General features: G+C 62.2%; 13 protein-coding genes. 10 read left to right on the forward strand and 3 right to left on the reverse strand.

The window, feature by feature from the left end; translation table 11 throughout:
- Nucleotides 1–118 precede the first annotated feature (118 nt).
- The 6 genes from AB7290_RS29025 (at nucleotide 119) to AB7290_RS29050 (ending at nucleotide 10,249) form a co-directional block, all read left to right on the forward strand.
- On the forward strand, nucleotides 119–781 hold the full coding sequence (locus AB7290_RS29025; RefSeq protein WP_144030703.1) for a helix-turn-helix transcriptional regulator: 663 nt from the start codon (nucleotides 119–121) through the stop codon (nucleotides 779–781).
- Between the two features lie 239 nt (nucleotides 782–1,020).
- Nucleotides 1,021–2,244 carry a glycosyltransferase gene (locus tag AB7290_RS29030; protein ID WP_245344061.1) on the forward strand — a complete coding sequence of 408 codons (1,224 nt, stop codon included), beginning with the start codon at nucleotides 1,021–1,023 and terminating at the stop codon, nucleotides 2,242–2,244.
- Entirely contained in the window at nucleotides 2,241–3,497 is a 1,257-nt protein-coding gene (locus tag AB7290_RS29035) for an O-antigen ligase family protein (protein ID WP_085401003.1), read from the forward strand. Before AB7290_RS29030 ends, AB7290_RS29035 begins: the two co-directional genes overlap by 4 nt.
- Nucleotides 3,498–3,500: 3 nt before the next feature.
- Nucleotides 3,501–5,489 (forward strand): asparagine synthase (glutamine-hydrolyzing), encoded by a 1,989-nt coding sequence (gene asnB, locus AB7290_RS29040; RefSeq protein ID WP_085401001.1) that lies wholly within the window; start codon nucleotides 3,501–3,503, stop codon nucleotides 5,487–5,489.
- A gap of 11 nt (nucleotides 5,490–5,500) precedes the next feature.
- Nucleotides 5,501–7,378, forward strand: coding sequence for a hypothetical protein (locus AB7290_RS29045; protein ID WP_085400999.1), 1,878 nt, complete (start codon nucleotides 5,501–5,503; stop codon nucleotides 7,376–7,378).
- Between the two features lie 138 nt (nucleotides 7,379–7,516).
- Nucleotides 7,517–10,249 (forward strand): non-ribosomal peptide synthetase, encoded by a 2,733-nt coding sequence (locus tag AB7290_RS29050; RefSeq protein WP_085400998.1) that lies wholly within the window; start codon nucleotides 7,517–7,519, stop codon nucleotides 10,247–10,249.
- 131 nt (nucleotides 10,250–10,380) lie between these two features.
- Here the strand turns inward: AB7290_RS29050 and AB7290_RS29055 are convergent, their stop codons facing one another.
- Entirely contained in the window at nucleotides 10,381–10,917 is a 537-nt protein-coding gene (locus AB7290_RS29055; protein ID WP_085400996.1) for a DsrE family protein, read from the reverse strand.
- A 372-nt stretch (nucleotides 10,918–11,289) separates the two neighbouring features.
- Between AB7290_RS29055 and AB7290_RS29060 the strand changes: the two genes are divergently transcribed.
- From AB7290_RS29060 to AB7290_RS29075, 4 genes are all read left to right on the forward strand, one after another.
- On the forward strand, nucleotides 11,290–13,407 hold the full coding sequence (locus AB7290_RS29060; RefSeq protein ID WP_144030702.1) for a hypothetical protein: 2,118 nt from the start codon (nucleotides 11,290–11,292) through the stop codon (nucleotides 13,405–13,407).
- Between the two features lie 47 nt (nucleotides 13,408–13,454).
- Nucleotides 13,455–14,477 carry a TAXI family TRAP transporter solute-binding subunit gene (locus tag AB7290_RS29065; protein ID WP_085400993.1) on the forward strand — a complete coding sequence of 341 codons (1,023 nt, stop codon included), beginning with the start codon at nucleotides 13,455–13,457 and terminating at the stop codon, nucleotides 14,475–14,477.
- A gap of 119 nt (nucleotides 14,478–14,596) precedes the next feature.
- Entirely contained in the window at nucleotides 14,597–15,094 is a 498-nt protein-coding gene (locus AB7290_RS29070; RefSeq protein WP_144030701.1) for a hypothetical protein, read from the forward strand.
- Nucleotides 15,095–15,155: 61 nt separating this feature from the next.
- Nucleotides 15,156–15,842 carry a N5-glutamine methyltransferase family protein gene (locus tag AB7290_RS29075; RefSeq protein ID WP_354074997.1) on the forward strand — a complete coding sequence of 229 codons (687 nt, stop codon included), beginning with the start codon at nucleotides 15,156–15,158 and terminating at the stop codon, nucleotides 15,840–15,842.
- Nucleotides 15,843–15,931: 89 nt separating this feature from the next.
- On the opposite strand, the gene AB7290_RS29080 is transcribed toward AB7290_RS29075, so the two are convergent.
- Together AB7290_RS29080 and AB7290_RS29085 are read right to left on the reverse strand one after the other, a co-directional pair.
- The gene (locus tag AB7290_RS29080; RefSeq protein ID WP_231144505.1) at nucleotides 15,932–17,335 is read right to left on the reverse strand and encodes an HlyD family type I secretion periplasmic adaptor subunit; all 1,404 of its coding nucleotides are present in this window, start codon (nucleotides 17,333–17,335) and stop codon (nucleotides 15,932–15,934) included.
- A 134-nt stretch (nucleotides 17,336–17,469) separates the two neighbouring features.
- Nucleotides 17,470–19,311, reverse strand: coding sequence for a type I secretion system permease/ATPase (locus AB7290_RS29085; RefSeq protein WP_063984335.1), 1,842 nt, complete (start codon nucleotides 19,309–19,311; stop codon nucleotides 17,470–17,472).
- Nucleotides 19,312–19,443: the final 132 nt, after the last annotated feature.

Genomic DNA, 19,443 nt, shown 5'->3' on the forward strand with positions numbered 1-19,443 from the left:
TTTCACCCCCTCCGACGGCCGCGGGGTTACCCCCCATTCAACGTTGCCAGGCGTGGCAGAAGTTGGGAATCTTTGTGGCACGTTCACTCCATCGGGTCAGCGCGGCCGGGGGAATAAAATGTTGAACTTAAGCCAAGCATTGCCAAGGTCTACCATTGCTCTACAGCGTCATTCTTCTGAATCGATATTCAATATTTCCAGTCCCGTTTCATCTGCTCACTCTGACGCCCAGAACCCCAAGCAGGACGGCTTGCGCGGGGTGCTCGCGCGGATCGGCTGCGGACAGGTCTTGCTCAGACGCGGCAAGGTCATCGAACTCAGTCCGGCCGGCCGTGCAATATTGGAACGCGAAGCGCGCGTGGATGCGAGCCACGAAACGCTCTATGGCGCCGTCAAGCAACTGGTCCACCGCGCCGGCGCACAGTTTCCGGCAGGCTCGACTTCCTGGTTGGCAACATCCACCAAGGAAGGATTTACCGCGCTGATCAACCAGGTCGCGAATGCGTGGTCCGACGAGACCATCGCATTGATCCTGCTGGATCTCGACGCGCATCCGGAGCCTTCGCCGCGGACGCTGCAGCGATTGTTTGGATTCACCGCTGCCGAAACCCAGCTTGCTCTCGAGTTGGCGCGAGGCAACAACCTGATCGACATTGCTCGTTCGCGACGATTGAGTCGAACGACAGTACGCTCCCAGTTGGCTTCCCTGTTTGTCAAAACACAGACACGCCGGCAAGCAGACCTGATCGCGTTACTGGGCCGCCTCGCCGTCCTGCCCTAGCGTGGACGCGGAATACGGTGTCGCGTTGTCTCGACTAGTCGAACATCGACGTGCTTCGCGGCGCGTTCGGCAAACATGCACTCGCGCCGCGTCGTCTTTTCAGCCCTGTTCGAGCACGTCCGCCAACCGCTCACTTCCGCTGTCATGCGAATGAATGAAGACAGGCCGCGGCCACGTCCTAACCTGATCCTGTCAAACTTTCGCCGGGAAAACCGGGGGTCTCCGCAAAGACTAACATCTTGGCGGAATTGCTCAAAGGGCTGGAAGGAACCAACATGGCGCTGCACTTGCTTTGCGTAGGAGGCGAGGATCACGCTTTGCGTATCCCGTTCCTGGCGGCTTTGCAGAACCGCGGCATGCGCGTGAGCGCGGCCGGCACTGGTGCAGCATCTGCATTCGCGAAGACCGGAATCCCGTATCATCAATATCAGTTCGACAGATTTGGCGTCGGCTTTGCCGATCGCGCGGCCATGGGTCAACTGGCGCGGCTCGTGAAGAGCGCTCGGCCCGACGTGATCCAGACGTTTGATACCAAGCCCAACCTGTTTGCGCCGCTGGCGCTTCGCGGCTCCGTACCGGTTGTGCGCACGATCAACGGAATGGGATGGGTATTCTCATCGACAGAACTGAGAGCCTTGGCCTTCCGCCCCGTCTATCTGGCGATGCAACGCCTGGCTGCTTGCTGGACCGCGGCGACGGTTTTCCAGAACAAGGCCGACAGCAGCTTCTTTCAACGACACCGCCTGCTTGGAAAGAGCTCATCTGTCATCATCGGAAGCTCGGGGATCGATGTCGGCGCGTTCGAAGCGGCGCAAGCGCGAACGGCCTCGCCTGCCGAGCTGCGCGCCGAACTCGGGCTCGGCGATGCCGAGATTGTCCTGACAGTAAGCCGATTAACCGTCCAAAAAGGAATCACAACGCTCCTCGAAGCGGCGAAGCTCGTGCATGAGGTGCGCCCGAACGTCCGCTTTCTGCTCGTCGGTCCGCGCGAAAGCGAGGGTCCATTCGCCGTAGGTCAGGAGCTGATCGAGGCGCACGCACCATATGTGATTGCGACCGGCGCCAGATCGGATATTCCCGCGCTTCTGGGTATCGCCGACCTCTTTGCCTTTCCGACTGAATATCGTGAAGGCATTCCCCGTGTTCTTTTGGAAGCCGGATTGGCTGGCGTGCCAATCGTCGCCTCCCGCATGCCGGGGTGCGACGACGTGGTCCGCGAGGACTGGAACGGCAAACTCGTAGCGCCGCGCGACCCGCGCGCGCTCGCGGCCTCAATTCTCGACCTTCTTCAGGATTCCGCGCGTGCCAAGACGATGGGTCAACGCTCGATCAACGTGGTGCGCAAAGAGTTCGACCTCAACGTCGTCGCCGATCGCTATGCCGAGCTTTACACGCAGCTGCTTTCCCGCAGCTATTCCAGTGGCTGGCGGGCTGCGGCGCACAGCAGCAGTGAAGTACAATGATCGGCAGTGCCCTTCTTGCGCTTGGCCTCGTGCTTGGGACAGCCTCGCAGCTGCGTCTTCCCAGCTTCCCCCTGGGCATCGGGGAAGCTTGCCTCGTCCTCTGGCTCGGTCTCGCATCCCTGCATCTCTTGGTCAGTTCAAGAATTTACAACCCCCAAGCCCTGCTCTGGCTCGTTGCATTCTGGGGCTGCTTTGTCTTGATTCAGAGTTTCGGGGGCTTCCTTGCATTGCTGCGCCCGGAGATCGTCGACCCAGAGCTCGTCGTGCACGACATCTTCGCATATCTCCTCGTGGCGGCCCTCACTTGCCTGGTTGCTGCAACGTTGAGACCCGAGGATACCCTACGCCAATCGCTGTGGTTCCTGATCGGATTCTGGATCGTCGCCGTGGCGGTGCAACTTGCATTGGGCTGGGGCTACCTCAGCATCTCGTCGGTCGATCCATGGTATTGGGACCGGTTCCGCGGGTGGTCGGAGAATCCAAACCAGCTTGCAATCTACTGTGCGGTTTTGACACCACTCTCGCTTCACATGGCTCTGACGGCCAAGCGGTTTGGCCGGATCGTCGCAGTGTTTAGCTGCATCGCAACATTCGTCGTCGGCCGGCTGACGAAGAGCGATACCTTTCTCATCTCGATGTCGCTGTCGATACCGCTGCTCATTGCGCTACGCTTGCGAAGCTGGCTGACATCCCCCGAACATCGATGGAGTCTGCGTTTCGCAGCTGCAGCGATCGTCGTTGTGGCCATAATTCCCCTTTCGCTCTCACTGCTTCCCTACGGGGTGGCAACGGCGAATGATGTCGAGGGGCTGGCCGCCGGCATGATGAAGGATCGTGGCGGCGAGGCAACGAAGGCAACCGCCAATCTGCGGCTAAGTCTTTGGCAAGACGCCTTGCATGCCGGACTGGAGTCCGGGTCGCTTGGCCTTGGGCCCGGGCCGCATCTGGAGAAGCCAAGCGGAATCACGGACAAGGGCGTAGCACTCCCGGTGGAAGCTCACAGCACCCTCCTGGACGTGTTCACCCAAGGCGGACTGCCTGGCGTGATCGCCATTGTCAGCCTGTTTGCCGGCACGTTTGCGCTCCTGCTTCGCGCACGGCTCGACGCCTTGGCTGTCCTGATCTTCGCACTCGCCGTCTTCAGCATCAGCCATTTCATTCTGCGGCACCCGACCGTGTGGTTTGCCGTCACGCTGGGCCTCATCCTGGGCTCGGATCGGCGCTCATTGGCGCATGCGCGAGTTGGAAGTTAAGCAATGTGTGGAATTACAGGAATACTTCAGACGCCGCATGCTTCTCGATCCGCCGACCTGGCGGCGATCGGGCCGATGACGGCTCGCCTGCGCCATCGCGGTCCTGATGCGGACGGGTTCTGGAGCGATCGTGACGCCGGCGTTGCGTTCGGGCATCGCAGGCTGTCCATCATCGATCTCTCCGATGCGGGCCGGCAGCCAATGCTTTCGAGCGACGGCCGCTTCGTGATTACGTTCAACGGCGAGATCTACAACTACAAGCCATTGCGGCAAGAGCTCGAGTGCGCAGGCAAGCGTTTCATCGGCAATAGCGATACGGAGGTCTTGCTGGGCCTGATCGAGAAATGGGGCCTGGAGAAGGCCCTCCAGCGCTGCAATGGTATGTTCGCAATCGGCCTGTGGGATCGCAGGAACCGCACCCTGCACCTGGCCCGCGATCGAATGGGAAAAAAGCCGCTCTACGTCGCGCGGACGTCTAGTGCGGTCGTGTTCGCGTCGGAGTTGAAGGCCATCGCGGCATTCCCCGACTTTCACCAGGAGATCGACCCAGGCGCGGTTGCGGAGTTTCTATCGCGCGGATGGTTGCCGGAAGACCAGTGTATATGGCGAGGTGTCTTCAAGATTCCACCCGGGGGCGCCCTATCGATCCGTGCCGAGGACCTCTCGGTCTGCCGGGATGCCGCAGCGCTACAAGAACGCGCGCGCTGCTGGTGGTCGTTGGCCGATGTCGCGCACACGGGCCGCGCAGCGCTGGCCACTGCGGATGACCAGCAGCTCGTCTCCCAGGCTTGCGATCTGCTCAAGGCCGCGGTCGCCGACCGAATGGTTGCCGACGTTCCGGTCGGGCTGTTCCTGTCGGGCGGAATAGACAGTTCGACCGTCGTGGCCCTGATGCAGGCCCAATCGGCGCGCCCGGTACGGACCTTCACGATCGGATTCGGTGAGCGCGCCTTTGATGAAACGGCTAACGCTGCGGCCGTGGCGCAGCACCTCGGCACCAGCCATACCGAGCTACGCCTCACCTCCGCGGACGCCAGAGCGGTCATCCCCGAACTTCCAACCATCTGGGACGAGCCGTTTGCCGATGAATCGCAGATCCCGACACTGCTTCTATCTCGACTTGCACGGCAGGACGTCACCGTTGCGCTTTCGGGCGACGGAGGTGACGAGTGCTTCGCAGGGTATTCCAGGCACGTACTTTCCGCCCGTTTAGCGCCTCTGCTGAACTCCAACCGATCGATCCGGACCATGGCCGCGGGCGGTGTGGCGCTGCTCGGGCGCGGCATGCGCGAAAGCGTCGTCGAAACACTTCGTCTCCCAGGTTGGGTGCAGCGGATGACACACGGCGACCGGATCAACCGCCTGGCAGACCTTATTGGCAGCAACGACGTCGGCGAGATGTACCGTCGGTCGACGCGGCTCTCCGAACTGCAGTTGACGCGAACCCAGGCAGGCGCGGCGCCGGACTCGATCCCGCCGCTCAACGATCTGCTGTCTGATTTTATCGTTCGGGATATGCTTGGATATCTCCCGAGCGATATTCTCGTGAAACTCGATCGCGCGAGCATGGCCACGAGCCTGGAGGCTCGTTGCCCGCTTCTGGATCATCGCGTTGTCGAGTTCAGCTGGGCGCTGCCGAACTCGGCGAAAGTGCGTCATGGTCAGGGAAAATGGCTCCTGCGCCAGGTCCTCGGCCGTTACCTGCCACGCCACCTCTTCGAGCGACCGAAACAGGGCTTTGACGTGCCGATCGGCTCCTGGCTGAAGGGACCGCTTCGTTCGTGGGCGTCGGACCTCCTTTCGGAGTCGCGTCTTCGCAACCAGCATCTCCTGGACGTTTCCCGCGTGCAGGAGTGCTGGCTTCAACATCTTAGCGGTCGCCGCGATTTCTCGCGACCGCTGTGGGCTGTCTTGATGCTGCAGTCCTGGCTCGACTCAGCAGTTACCTCCGGGCCTTCGCGAACAGCAGGCGTGATGGAACCGGCGCAGTAAAGGAGCAGGCGATGGAAGCGTTCACAAATAAACGGATTCTGCCGGTGACTGTCCTGACCCAGGGCCGGTCAAAGGGCGACGAGTCACCTCCCGATGACGCCATCGCGGCATTCAAGCATGTCTTCGAGAGCATCAGGCGATACAAGCTCTTCATCGTCAAAATGATCGGCGCGGGCGCGCTGCTCGCGGTGCTCGGTAGTATTTTTATGTCGCCCACCTATCTCGCAACGGCACAGCTTGTCGTGAGCGCTCGAAGCGGAGCGGCCGACAATGCCGGTGCATCCGGCAATTCCTCGTCGACTGGCGGTTCGGACGACCCGACGATCGATACGCACGTAACGGTCATGTCATCCGATGCGTATCTGCGGCGGCTCCTGCCGGCACTGAGGATGCTCGACAACCCGGCCAACGAGAACGGTTCGGTGCTCCGCACTGCCTTGTCAAAGATAAAGGGGTTCCTCTCCTTCCGGAAAGACCCGAGCGACGGCGCGGCGGTGGCAGCATTGAAAGGGCGCCTGAAGGTCAGCCAGGAGCGCCGGTCCAGAGTTATCAGCGTAATTGCCAGCGACCCCAATCCACAACGGGCCGCAGACGTCGCAAACCTGGTCGCCCGATCCTACGCTGACGAGCTTGTCCGGCAAAAGCGGGCTGTCGAGCTGCAGGCTCTGGACGCCATCGCAGCACAATCGGCGAATGTTCAGCGCGAATTGTCAACGGCGAAGGCGGAATGGGACGCCAGTCACTCAGGTCAGATCTCGTCATCACCGGCAGCCGCACAGGCCGCCGCCGCGTTGGAGTGGAAAATAACCACGCTGGCGCAGCAATATGAAACACTGATACGAAAGCGGCAGGATCTCACCACGAAGGGCGTGGTCGCCGAGCCAGACGTGACCGTCATCGCGGACGCCTCACCACCCGACTTTCCGAGCTCGTTGAACCCGTTCCTCCTTGTTCCACCGATCACGATTATCTTCGCGCTCCTGGCATCTCTCGTCGCGATCATCCTGAAGTACTTCGATCGAAGTCTGCACACCGAGGCGGAAGCTGCAGAGGCATTGGACATCCCGTGCGTCGGGTTGATCCCCTCGATCCCGCCGGAGTTGAGCATCTCGCCGCAGCGCTTCGTAGAGCAATCGGCTGTCTCGCATAACAGGGCCGTTCGCTCGACCGTCGTATCCCTCATGGCCGCCGATCCGGTCTCGCCACAGACGCCGCATGTCATCCTGGTGACATCCAGCTTGCACGGTGAAGGCAAGAGCGCGATCGCCTGGAGTTTCGGCTTTTGTGCGGCGCAACTCGGACAGCGCGTTCTGTTCCTGGATTTCTCTCAATTGCCCCGGCGCGTCGGCGGTGAGGCTGCAGATCTGTTCAAGCTGTTGGCGCACGACGGAGCGGCCGCCAAGGCCGTCCAGCACATCCCGGAGCTCGGACTCGACTACATATCGTCAAGATTGTCCGAGGGCAGTCGCCTGGGGCCGTTGGCGGGTCCGAAAGTCGCCTCGCTGTTCGAGCACTTCAGGAACACCTACGATCTCGTCGTCATCAACGCACCATCGCTGGATGATGCGCCGGAAGTGCGCCTCCTCGCCTCCTGGGCGGATCACGTTCTACTTGCCGTCCGCGCCGGAAGCACGAGCCGCGACGTCGTGCGAAGCACTTTGACCCGGTTTGCCGGGACGTCGGATCTCGATTCTCGTGTCAAGCTCTGGTGTGTCCTGACGCACGGAGTACCGTCCGAGCTCGCGCCTTCGGATCTGGAGCCGTCATCAACATCGACTTTGATGCATTACTATCGCCGCTTCAAAACAACGGCGGTACGGTGGACAAGCATCGAACCTGCAATCAATGTTTCCGACCACGCTGCATCTGGCCTGAGACCACGGCAATGACACCCAGGCGGCCTGGGTTAATCACCCGGGTCTTTCGATATGGCAGCCAGCCGATCGACCAGACGGTGGCTGCGAAACCGGCATCCTTCGTTTGAAGTATGCGTGCCCAGGCCTGATTAAGTACGTTGGGACAGCAAAATGACGGGTACGGTGATGCGGCTTCAGATATCTGGCGATCCGTCGGGTGATCCATGCGACGCCCTTGACGCGCACCTGCCCTCGACCGTTCAGCAAGCTCCAGCGACGCCGAGCTGGCTGAGCCCCGTGGGAGTCCCTCTCGATCTGAACGGTCCGGTCGATCGATCATTCGATCCCCTAAAAGCCGGCTTTGCGTGCGTCCCCGCCATCGAACACCTGATTGCGGTGACGGCGAAGTTCGCCGACAGGGTCGCAATCAGCGACGGCAATCATAGCTTCACCTACGCGCAGCTGTTGTCCCGCGTCTTGACCTTGGCCCAGGCGATCAGCGCGTTGATCCCGGAGCAGGAAGCCGTCGGATGGCTATTGCGCAGCTCGGCCTGGCAGCCGATCGCTATGCTGGCCTGCATGGCGGCCGGACGAGTCCTCGTCCCACTCAATCCCCGCGATCCAGTTCAGCGGCTCACGGCTATCGCCGCGGCCGCCCGGATTTCCGTGCTGATCGGGCAAGACGGCGACAGCTCCGCCGGGTGGATCCAACAGCACGGCCTGCGCTGGCTCGACGTCGCCGGCGCCAGCGACCCTTCCGCAGCAACTTCAACACTCCCCAAGGTTTCGGTCGATGCGCCTGCCGTAGTGCTCTATACCTCCGGCAGCACCGGAGCTCCGAAGGGGGTCGTGAACAGCCAACGCAACCTGCTCCAGCGCGTCCAGCAATATGTGGACGCCTGCCACATAGGTGCGGCAGACGTCTTCATGCCTCTGAGCGGCCCCACCACGATCGCTGGTTGCCGGGAGATGCTGTCGGCTTTGTTGACGGGGGCAAGACTGCACATCGTCGACGTCGAGGCGCTCGGATTGCGCGGCGTTCTTCGCCAGATCACCACGCAACAGGTCACGATTACATACGTTGTACCAGCCCTGGTGCGTGCACTGATCAACGCGAGCCGGTCAGGCGATCTCGACTCGCTTCGCATGATCCGCATCGGCGGGGAGAAGGTCCTGTGGACCGATATCGCGCTCGTTCGGCGAGCGATACCACCCGGTTGCTTCATCCAGGTCAGCTATCTGTCGACGGAAACCACCGGCACCCAGTGGTTTCTTCCCAAGCAATGGCGAGAGGACGGCGTCAGCGTTCCTGTTGGCTACCTGCTTCCCGGCATATCGTACGCCGTGGTCGACGAAAGCGGGAAGCCCGTCCCGCACGGTGAAGTCGGCGAACTGGTGATCAAGAGCAGGTACGTCATGCTCGGATACTGGGAAGACGGTCGGCTTTCTCCGGCATCGCCCTCCCCGGATGACCCAAAGTCTCGCATCTATCAGACCGGCGACCTCGTCACCGTGGATACGCACGGACTGATGCGGATCGTTGGACGGAAGGGACGCCAGCTCAAGATCAATGGCCAGCGTGTCGAGCCGGCCGAGCTCGAGAGTGCGTTGCGCAAGCTCACCTATGTGAAGGACGCTGTCGCCGTCGTGACGGATGCGAACGAGCTGGTCCTGTTTGCATCGCCGGCCGATCCACCAAAAGCGCACTTCCGGACCGACGTTCGCAACAGCATCCGGCAGGCTGTTCCTGCGGCTTTGCATCCGACCAGGCTGCACGAGATACCGGAGATGCCGCGCCTTCCAGGAGGTAAGATCGATCACGCCAAGCTGAAACTGCTCGATCTCGAGAGCAAAACGACCTCGCCCGCGCCCGTGCCGACGATGCAAGGAATGGCCGAGGCCAACAGGATCGTGCAGCAGGTGTGGAGCAGCATCCTCGGCGTGCCGGAAGCTGCCGGACGCTGGGATGAGGCCGGCGGTGATTCCCTGAAGCTCCTGCGCTGCGTCATGGATATCGAAGACCTCATCGGCCGCGAAGTCAGCATGGAAGCGTTCACGGTCGATATGAGCGCTGAAGACATGATCCGGGCTATCGCGACGGTGGAGCCACCGGTGCGGCAGCGTCTAAACGACCAGATTCTCCCAGGTCTTGTCATACTGCCCGGCTCCATGGGGTATGGCCCGAGCATGGCCGCATTTGGCGCTCAGCTCGGCAAGGTGGCGCGGGTGATTCCGATTCGCTATCCAGATCTGAGCTGGAGCCTCGCGGGACGCGATTCCGTGCAGGAGATGGCCGCGATGGCCGTCGAACAGATCAATGCAGTCCAACCACGCGGCGACGTCCGAATGATCGGCTATTCCCTGGGCGGCGGCGTCGCCTTCGAAGTCGCAAGCCGGTTGATCGAACAAGGTCGTGCCGTCAAATTCCTGGGCATCCTCGACACCAATGTCGGCCCTCGCAGAGCAAATCACCGAGAAGCCCTCTCTCGCACGCTACAGCGGATTCGATCCCATCGAGTGACGATCTACCGCATGTTCTGTCGCTCGGTGGCGAAGTTCGCCGCTCGCTTGGGCCAGGAGGCTCGATTCTGCAGGCTCATCGACACCATTACATGGCCTCGCCTGGCAAATACGCGCTTCATGCTCAAGCTCGAGCTCGAGGAGATTCTCCGGATGCGCGCGTTCGGACGCTGGGTCGAGGATGCCAAGCCTCGTCTAGCCATCAAGGGGACTGTCTTTGCCTGTCATCGGCCTGGCGTGACGCCGCGCCTCGGATGGGACTCCCTGTTTGAAGAACTGGACGTGATTCCGATCGCCGGCGGACATCTTGATCTGGTGGTCGAGCCCCACCTCTCGATCAATCGACCCGTCATCGAGCGCGCGATCGGGGCGTCCTGCTCCTGATCCACAACACAATGCTTTTTGGGGGGCCGGTCCTGCCCACCACAGGCCAGCACGGAGAGATCACGCGGGTTCGGCTCAAACCTGGCTCAAACCCGCCGTCCCGCGCTTGGGGATGCCGCGTAGTACGATCATCAGGGCCGCAGGTAGCTCCAGCCCTGCTCCTGAAGCTCCATCAGGCGAACAACCCCGGATTTGGTGACCTTCGCTTGCGTGATGAGAGGCACTTCTTTGCCCTCATTCTTGGTCATGTTCTCTCGTGTATTTCCGCAGGCCGAGAACGTAAGCTCGGGCGTTGTTTCGCTCATCATTTTGATGCGCCCCTTCACAGGCGAGGTATCGTCTCGCAGCATGTGCAGTCCTGGCCCGTAAGCGACGACTTCGACCTCGACCTTTTGACTGAGGTCGCCGTAGTGCTGAACGACGTTGCTGACGTTGTTGAGAGCGAGATTCATGACGGCCGGATCGTTGACGTCGACATGGATGACAAGTCGATGCGGCGGCTGCTTCCGAGGTGTCGCAACACCCATCTTGGCATTTGCGTTCCTGGCGGTAGTGCCGGGATTCTTGGTGGAGAGGGTGGATTGCGCAGAACCGCGGGTTTCGATGCCGCTAATGAGAACCAGTCCGACAGCCGCCACGCCGGCAAAAACGGCAAATGATCTGCTCATGACTGTGCTTCCTGCGTGTGTGATGAAGCGTGCACGTCGCAAGCTATTTAAGCGCAACCGTGGGGGCAAGCAGCTTTGGCCAAAGCCCCGCCCGATCTACTTAATTCCCATTGTCGGCGCACTACTCCGTTTTGGCTACCGCAACTGCGACATCGACATCGCGTCGATGAAAGCGCCGTCATAAACGACATGCCATGATCGCTACCAAGCATCATGATCCCTACCAAGCTACCAAGCATCATGGTCCCTACCAAGCAGTTGGGCGTCGCAATGGGGGTACACGGATTCGACTTGTCGAAAGGAACAGCCGTCGCGCTGAGCAAAGCTACGCGCCGGCCCAGGCACCGGCAATTTGCGTTCCGCGAACTCGGATTGTTCGACATCGCTGACGGCGCGCGCGCATGCGACAGAGCCGGCCGGCTCATGGTGGTTCTGATCACCTGCTTTCTGCCGGTTCTGACTGGAACTGCCGATGCCAAATCCCAGGACGACGGCGACCGGGGTGCCTCCTACATCACACCGGCGATGCTCGATCTGTGCAGATGTACGCACGGACCAGAGCAGATCGACGGGAATAAACAAAGGCTGAAGCTCGTCCAACGCGCGGACGAGGCGCGCCCCGCCGCGACACAGCCCGCTGGAAGCAGGCCCGCCGCGACCGGACCGCGCGGAGCGAGGACCGCGACCGAGCAGCCCCGCGCGGCTGCCGATGCCCCTGCGCAGGACATGACGTCTACGCCGCCCCCGGTGTCAAATGCGGCTCAAGCAGCTTCCGAGACGGAGCGGCTCAACCAGAACCTGTTGCTGGATCAGGAGCGGCAACGAGCGAACAAGCTTGCGCGCGAATTGGCTGCGGCTCGAGTGGAGCTCGACGCGGCGCGGCAGACCCAGACGCACACTGTCCGCGCCATGGAGATTGGTATTCAGCAAACGCAGGCGCTCGAACAGGAGCGGGAAAAGACCGATCATCTGTCACGTGAGATCTCCTTCCTGAAGGCGGAGCTCGATGTCGCAAGGGTTGCGGCTTCAAAGGCTATGCAGGCGCCCGAACCCGAACCGAAGCAGGAGCGTCCGGTCGACCGACGGAATGGGGCCAAACGCTTTGCCCTCCAGCTTGCCTCGCTTCGCTCGGAGCTTGAGGCCTCGCGCAACGCAGCATCCGAAGCCACGAAGTCTGCCGCGGCGGAGGCCGCACAAAGGCAGGCTCTCGAGCGCGAACTAAAGCAGGAGCAGGACAAGACAGAAGCCCTGATCAGCGAACTCGGCCCCCTTCGGATCGCGGCCTCCGAGACCGCGAAGGTCGGCGCTGCAGATGTCGATCAACAGTTGACGCTGACGCGCGAGCTCGAGAAGCAGCGGGGCAGAGCTGAGAGCGCGGACCGTCAGCTGCAGTCCCTTCAGGCTGAACTCCGTGCAGCGCAAACCGCGAGCTCTGAGTTGGGTGCGGCCCGAGCTGCAGACGCCGAGCAAAAACTGGCACTGAAACGAGAGGTCGAGAAGCAGCGGGACAGAGCTGAGAACGCGGACCGCCAGCTGCAGCCCCTTCAGGCTGAACTCCGCGCAGCGAAAACCGCGAGCTCTGAGTTGGCTGCGGCCCGAGCTGCAGACGCCGAGCAAAAACTGGCACTGAAACGAGAGGTCGAGAAGCAGCGCGACCGAGCTGAAAGCGCGGACCGCCAGCTGCAGCCCCTTCAGGCTGAACTCCGTACAGCGCAAACCGCGAGCTCCGAGTTGGCTGCGGCCCGAGCTGCAGACGCCGAGCAAAAACTGGCACTGAAACGCGAGGTCGAACAGCAGCGCGGTCGCGCGGACGCTCTCGCGCGCGAGGCGGCGTCGCTGAAGGATCAACGCGACCTGGCGCGGGCTGAAACGTCGGAGACTGCACGAGCTGCCGAGGCCGCCGCAAAGGCCGCACCCAAGCGCGAAAAGGAGCAACCGGGCAGCGGCGCGGCAACGCTCCCAACGTCCGCATCCGTCCGGGATCATCTGGCCGCATGGAATGCTTCCACGGTTGTAGCGGCGCCCTCGCGTGAGCCCGCCGGCCGCGCACCGAGCCAGAGCAGCCTCCAGCCCGCTGCTTCGCCTCCGCCCGCACCGTCAGCCTCCGCGCCGATGCCACCGAGCGCGCAGATCACAAAGGGGACCGCCCTGCCCGGCGCCGACTCGAAGGCCAAGGCTTCGGTGGAGCGACAGGTCGCCGCGAGCGGAGTACCGCGCCCGCTTGCGAACGAGGAGCGACTGCTCGCGCGCGCCAGCGCATTGTTGCGGCAGTCCGACATCAACGGTGCCCGCGGCTTGCTGGAATACGTGCTTGGACATGGCAGCGCGCAGGCAGCCTTTATGCTGGCCGAAACTTACGATCCTCACGTACTGCAATCTTGGGACGCTCGCGGCGTCGCCGGCGATTCCGCTAAGGCGCGCGAGCTGTATGAACGAGCCCAGGCCGGCGGCATTCGAGATGCAGAAGGACGGATCAAGGGGCTCAAATAGCTGCTGGAGCGAGCCCCGGAAGCCAGACCAGAGAATGGAGAGGCCCCATGTCATTGAGTAAGCTCGCGTTCACGGTCGCATTGGCACTGGTCGGCCTGCAGCTTGCTGCCAATGCCCAATCTCGCTCGCCGCGCGACCCGCCGGCGCCGACCGCGCCGCGGAATGCCGATACGGCCGCAAAGGAACGTATCAATGCATGGACGGTGGGACTCGCCGGAGGACTTATCGAGGGCGCACCGCTTCGGCTCGCCGCAGAGATCGCACGCGTCGCCAACGAGGAGGACAAGCTTCACGTCATTCCGATCGTGACGACCGGTGCGACCGAGAACGTCAATTCGCTGCTCTATCTCAAGGGCGTTGATGCCGCGATCATCAACATGGATGCCCTTGACGAGTACAAGGCGCAGGTTCCGTCGATCGAAAAGCGCATCGTCTATGTTCTCAACCTCTTTCCGGCGGAGCTGCACGTCTTCGTGCGTCCCGAGATCAAGTCGCTCGACGACCTCAAGGGAAAGAAGGTCAATTTCAACACCCAGGGTACGGCAGCCGCATATTCTGGTCCGCTGATCTTCAGCCGGCTGGGACTGAACGTCGAAAAGATGTTCATTCCCCACCAGGTCGCATTGCAGCAGATGAAGAGCGGCGAAATCGCAGCGGTCGTCTTCATCACATCAAAGCCGGTCGACGCCTTCTTGAAAGGACGCTGGGATGATGGCTTCAAGTTCCTGCCGATCGAATACGACCCCAGATTTGAAGACTATTATCTTCCGTCGTCCCTCGATTCAAAGGACTATCCAAACCTCGTGCCGGCGGGCAAGCGGATCGCGACCATTGCCGTCCCGACGATTCTTGCCGCCTACAACTGGCAGCCGCAGACCGATCGCTATCGGCGCATGGTGCGCTTTGTTGACCACCTGTTCGGACGGCTCGACCGGCTGCAATCCGCTGGCTTCGATACAAAATGGAAGGACGTGAATCTCCGCGCCAGCGTCCCCACTCTTGCCCGGTTTGGTCCGGCGCAGGAATGGCTCGATCGCTCGCCCAGCGCGACAGTCGGATTATCGCGATGAAGCGAGCCGGTACCCTTGCGGCCTCCTTGCTCGCGGGTATCGGTCATCTAAGCTGCGCGCAAGCCGGCGACACGCCAGATCGTTCGAGGGCATGTTCGCAGTTTCAGGGAATGGAGCACATGACATGCGTCGACGAGCAGATTGGGGAAGCACCTGAGCAGTCCTTCCAAGCTCCGCCGCCAAGTCCGAACTGGATCTTGAGCGAAACGACATCACCGGTGGACCACAAGCCGCAGATCGCCGCCCGGACCACCGCACGAGCCGGCGCGAAGGATGGGCCCTCGTCGCTCGCCATTCATTGTCGCGCCAATCGGACCGAGGTGTTGCTCTCCGCGGCGAGTTCCTGGACCACAACTCCGGGCACCGACATGAGGGTCGTATTCCAGATCAATGATCAACCGCCCGTCGATCAGCGCTGGAGGGTTACTGATGGCGGTCGAAGTCTCGCCTTTCCGGGTGACGCCGCTCGCTTCATCAACTCCATGCCAGGGGTGGGCCGGCTTCTGACCAAAGTGTATGCTGGAACGGCTGCGCCCTACGAGGAAACATTTGAACTGACAGGTCTGGACGCCGTTCGCCGGCGGTTTGCAAAGGTCTGCACCTGGCCGCCCAGCTGAATAGCCGCAAGTCGGGCTGAACGGCTGACAGGGAAGACGTCACGCGTGAGGTGTGAATGCGATGAGCGAGACGATCAATGTAGCCGAGGCTTACGAGCGAGGACGTACGCAGTTCATGGGAATCGAACTGCAGGTTGCTCCCGGCGCGCTGGTGCCCAGGCCGGAGACGGAGTTGCTTGGCAGGACCGCGGTTGAAGCACTGCGCCGAGCACACCTCCCCTCGCCGCGGATCGTCGACATGTGCTGCGGCGCCGGCAATCTTGCATGCGCGATCGCGCTCAATATTCCCGACGCTCGCGTCTGGGCGAGCGATCTGACTGACGGATGTGTCGAGCTCGCGCGACGCAATGCCGCGAGCCAGGGCGCCGAGACCCGCATCACCGTGCTCCAGGGCGATCTGTTCGAAGCTCTCGCAGGCCTGCAACTCGAGCAAACCATCGATATGATCGTCTGCAACCCACCCTATATCTCGGAATCCCGGCTCAAAGGCGATCGCGCCTCTCTACTCATGAACGAGCCGCGCGAGGCATTCGCCGCCGGGCCCTACGGACTGAGCATCCATATGCGCGTTACAAAAGACGCACCTCGCTACTTGCGGCCGGGAGGACTGCTGTTGTTCGAGGTGGGCCGCGACCAGGATCGACAGGTGGCAACCCTGCTCGAACGCAACGACGCTTACGAGAATGTCAGCGTGGTCTTGGACGACGCGGGCGCCGGTCGCGTCGTCATGGCGTACGCGAAGGGATAGCCGGGTTCGAGCACTTCCTCCACAATGATCGTTGGCATTGCAGCGTAGCACCCTGAACCCAGCGGCCCTTGCACGGGCCGGTCAGCCAATCAGCTCTCCCGCATCCCGCGCCGGATCGCGTCCGTGATCGGCTGGGTCAGATAAGCAAGAATTGTGCGTTCTCCGGTTGCGATCAGGACGTCGGCCATCATGCCCGGCTTGAGCTTCTCGCGGACTTTGTCGGGGAATTGCGTCACCTGGACCGAGACTTTCACCTCGTAATAGGGCTGATGGGTGACATCGTCGCGCGTGGCGTCGGCCGAAATCGAAAGAACCTCGCCGACAGCGATCGGGGTGGAGCGCGCCTTGAACGAGGGAAGCCGCACCTCGGTCGGAAGGCCGAGCTGGACGTGGTTGATATCAAGTGCCGACACCCTTGCGGCCACCACGAGAACGTCGTTGTCCGGAACGATCTCCATCAGCACGTCGCCCGCCTTGATCACGGCACCGATCGTGTGAAGCTTGAGGTTCACGATCCGCCCCGATCGCGGTGCACGTACTTCCATCCGCGCCAGAACATCGACCGCGACGCGCAGCTTCTCACGCGCATCAGCAAGCTGGGCGCGCGTGTCGGTGAGCTTCCCGGTCGCTTCCTCCAGCACCTTCTGCCCGACCTGATCGATCTGGAGCCGCGACTCGTCGATGATGCGGCCATAGCGAGCGATATCCGCTTCATATGCGCCGATCTTGCCCTCGAGATCGGCTCTGGAGCGCTCCAGCGTGGCGACGCGCGCGAACGGTACGATGCCCTGATCAACGAGCGGCTTGAGCTTGGTGTATTCCTGACTGACACTGTCGAACTGCGCGCGCGCGCCCTTGTTCTGCGCGGTATTCCCCTGGATCTGCCGCTGTGCCTGCGCGATACGTTCCTCGAGGATCGAGATCTCGATCTTTCGTGCAGCGCGACGTTCATCGAAGCGCCGCTTCTGATCACCCATTGCGCGTATCGCGTTCGGATCGGACGTCTTCTGGAGCAGCTCGGTCGGAAACGTGATGCTGTCCTTGCCTTCGGATTCCGCCTGCAGGCGCGCCTCCTCGGCAACCGCCGAGTACACCGCCGAGCGTGCGATCTCTTCCTTGGCCCGCTCCTGGGTCGGATCGAGCCGCAACAGGACCTGACCTTCCGCGACATGAGAATCGCCTGTGACCAACAGGTTCTGGACGATGCCACCCTCGAGATGCTGCACCACCTTACGGTCGCTCTCGACAACGACGGAGCCGGGGGCCACCACGGCACCGTCGATCGATGCGAGGGCGGTCCAGCCGCCAAATACGCCGAAGGTCAGGAAGACGACCAGGAAGCCTCGCCGCGCGGGTGTCTGCCAATCGCCCGATGGATCCTCATCGTTGCCCATTGCCCCCCGGGGCCACAAGGTCGGCAGTTTCGCCTTGGCAAGATCGACCAGCTTGGCAAGATCTACCAGCTTGGCAAGATCGACCAGCGACCTTGTCATGGTCTCCGTCTTCGCAAGGAGTTTGCTCGGAGGTAGCGGCTCCTGCGCCACTTTATCTGCTTTGTTGAACTGCTTCAAAAGCTCCGCCAGTTCGTCGTGAAGAGCGTCCGGTCCCCGCCGCAATAGATTATCCATTATTGCCTCGTCGCGTGCGCCTGACGCACTTGATTTGAAAGCTGTGCCGGACGGTGAGCGCCATCGGTTCGATGGTTGCCGTCAGCATGGTGATGACGATCGGCGCGATGATGTTCGGCGGGCTCGCGCACGTCGCGCCGCATCGGCGCAACCGTCTTGCCGAGCAGTGCAGGCAGCATTTCCTCGCGCGTGCCGATTTGCCCAAGCCGTCCCTCGTGCATGAACACGATCTTGTCGACCGCAGCGAGCAGGTTCGGGCGGTGATTGATGATCACGATGGTCACCTTGCTCTGCCTCAGCCGCTGGATCGCATCGGCGAGCGCGCGATCGCCGTCGCCATCGAGATTTGCGTTCGGCTCGTCGAGCACCACCAGCACCGGCTTGCCGAACAGTGCGCGCGCGAGCCCGATGCGCTGCCGCTGACCGCCCGAAAGACCTGCGCCATTATCCCCGATGACGGTGTCATAGCCCTTGGGAAGACGCTGGATCATCATGTGCGCCGACGCCAGCTGCGCTGCCTCGACGACCGCCTCGTCGGAGGCGTCGTCGCGGAAACGTGCAATGTTGTCACGCACGGTACCGGCGAACAGTTCGACGTCCTGCGGAAGGTAGCCGAGGTTCTGTCCAAGGAAATTGGGATCGAAATGCCTGACGTCGTTGCCGTCGATGCGCACGCAGCCGTGCACCAGCGGCCAGGCGCCGACCAGGGCCCGCGCCAACGACGATTTTCCGGAGCCGGACTGGCCGACCACGGCGACGACTTCGCCAGGGGCCAGCCGGAACGAGACGTCGGCGATGGCCGGCAGTTGCGATCCGGGGACGAGCACCGTCGCCGCCTCGACGGAGATTTCGCCGACCAGGGCCGGCAGCCGTGTCGGCTGTCGCTCAGTCGCGCGGTTCGCAAGCGCGCGATCCAGCCGGGCATATGATGTGCGCGCGGCAACCAGCGCCTTCCATTGCGACACCGCAGCCTCGACGGGCGCGAGCGCGCGTCCCATGATCAGCGAAGCCGCGAACAGAACGCCCCCGGAAATCTCCTGCTGGATCGCGAGATACGCGCCCACTCCCATGATGGCGACCTGAATCGCCATGCGCAGGAATTTGGAGATGGCGAGCAAGGTCCCGCCCCGCTCTCCGGCCGTAGCGCTTTCCAGCAACGCCTGACCATGAGTTACCGCCCAGGCGGCGCGGACCGCGGGTCCCATTCCAAGCGCGCGGATCGCTTCTGCGTTGCGCAGCGAGGACGTCAACCGGTCCAGTGCGTGAAGGTTCTTCGATGCGGCCGCATTCAGCGGCGCCTTCGTAACCCGCTCGTTAAGGAAGGCGAGCGTCAGGATGATGATCGCGCCGATCAGGGCGACCAGGCCGATCAGCGGATGGAGCAGGAAACACATCGCGAGGAAGATCGGCGTCCACGGCACATCCATCAGCGACGTGATGACGCCCCCCGACAGCACCTCGCGCAAGGTGTCGACATCGCGCAGCAGCTGAACATGATGCGAGCTGCTCGTGCTCAGCGCCTGCCCGAGCGCGGTTTCGAACGTCTCGCCCGAGACGAACCGGTCGAAGCGCAATCCGGTCTGCACGAGAACCCGGCTGCGAAAATGCTCGAGCGTCGCGTAGCTGATGAAGAGCACGAGCGCGATGAGCGAGAGCAGTAGCAGCGTCATCCCGTTTCGGCTCGTGAGCACCCGATCGTAGATCTGCATGGTGTAGATCGGCGACACGAACACCAGCAGATTGATGAAGATGGATAGTCCACCCGCCGCGAGCAGGCCGGGACGTATCCGACGGAAGACATCCGCGAGCGCAGACTGTTTTGCCGAAGCGTGCATGTGCATATCCGGGCCGCCCTTGGCCGGGCGGCGGTAAACGGTTGAAAAATTGCATGCGATCGAGCGTCAAGACGCCCGCATTTCAACATTCCGCCGTGCGCGGAATGGTACCCCGCCTCTCGACCGCCCCGATGGTCG

This window comes from Bradyrhizobium sp. 613_E4_N2_2 (assembly GCF_052075995.1).
Classification (GTDB): Bacteria; Pseudomonadota; Alphaproteobacteria; order Rhizobiales; family Xanthobacteraceae; genus Bradyrhizobium; species Bradyrhizobium barranii.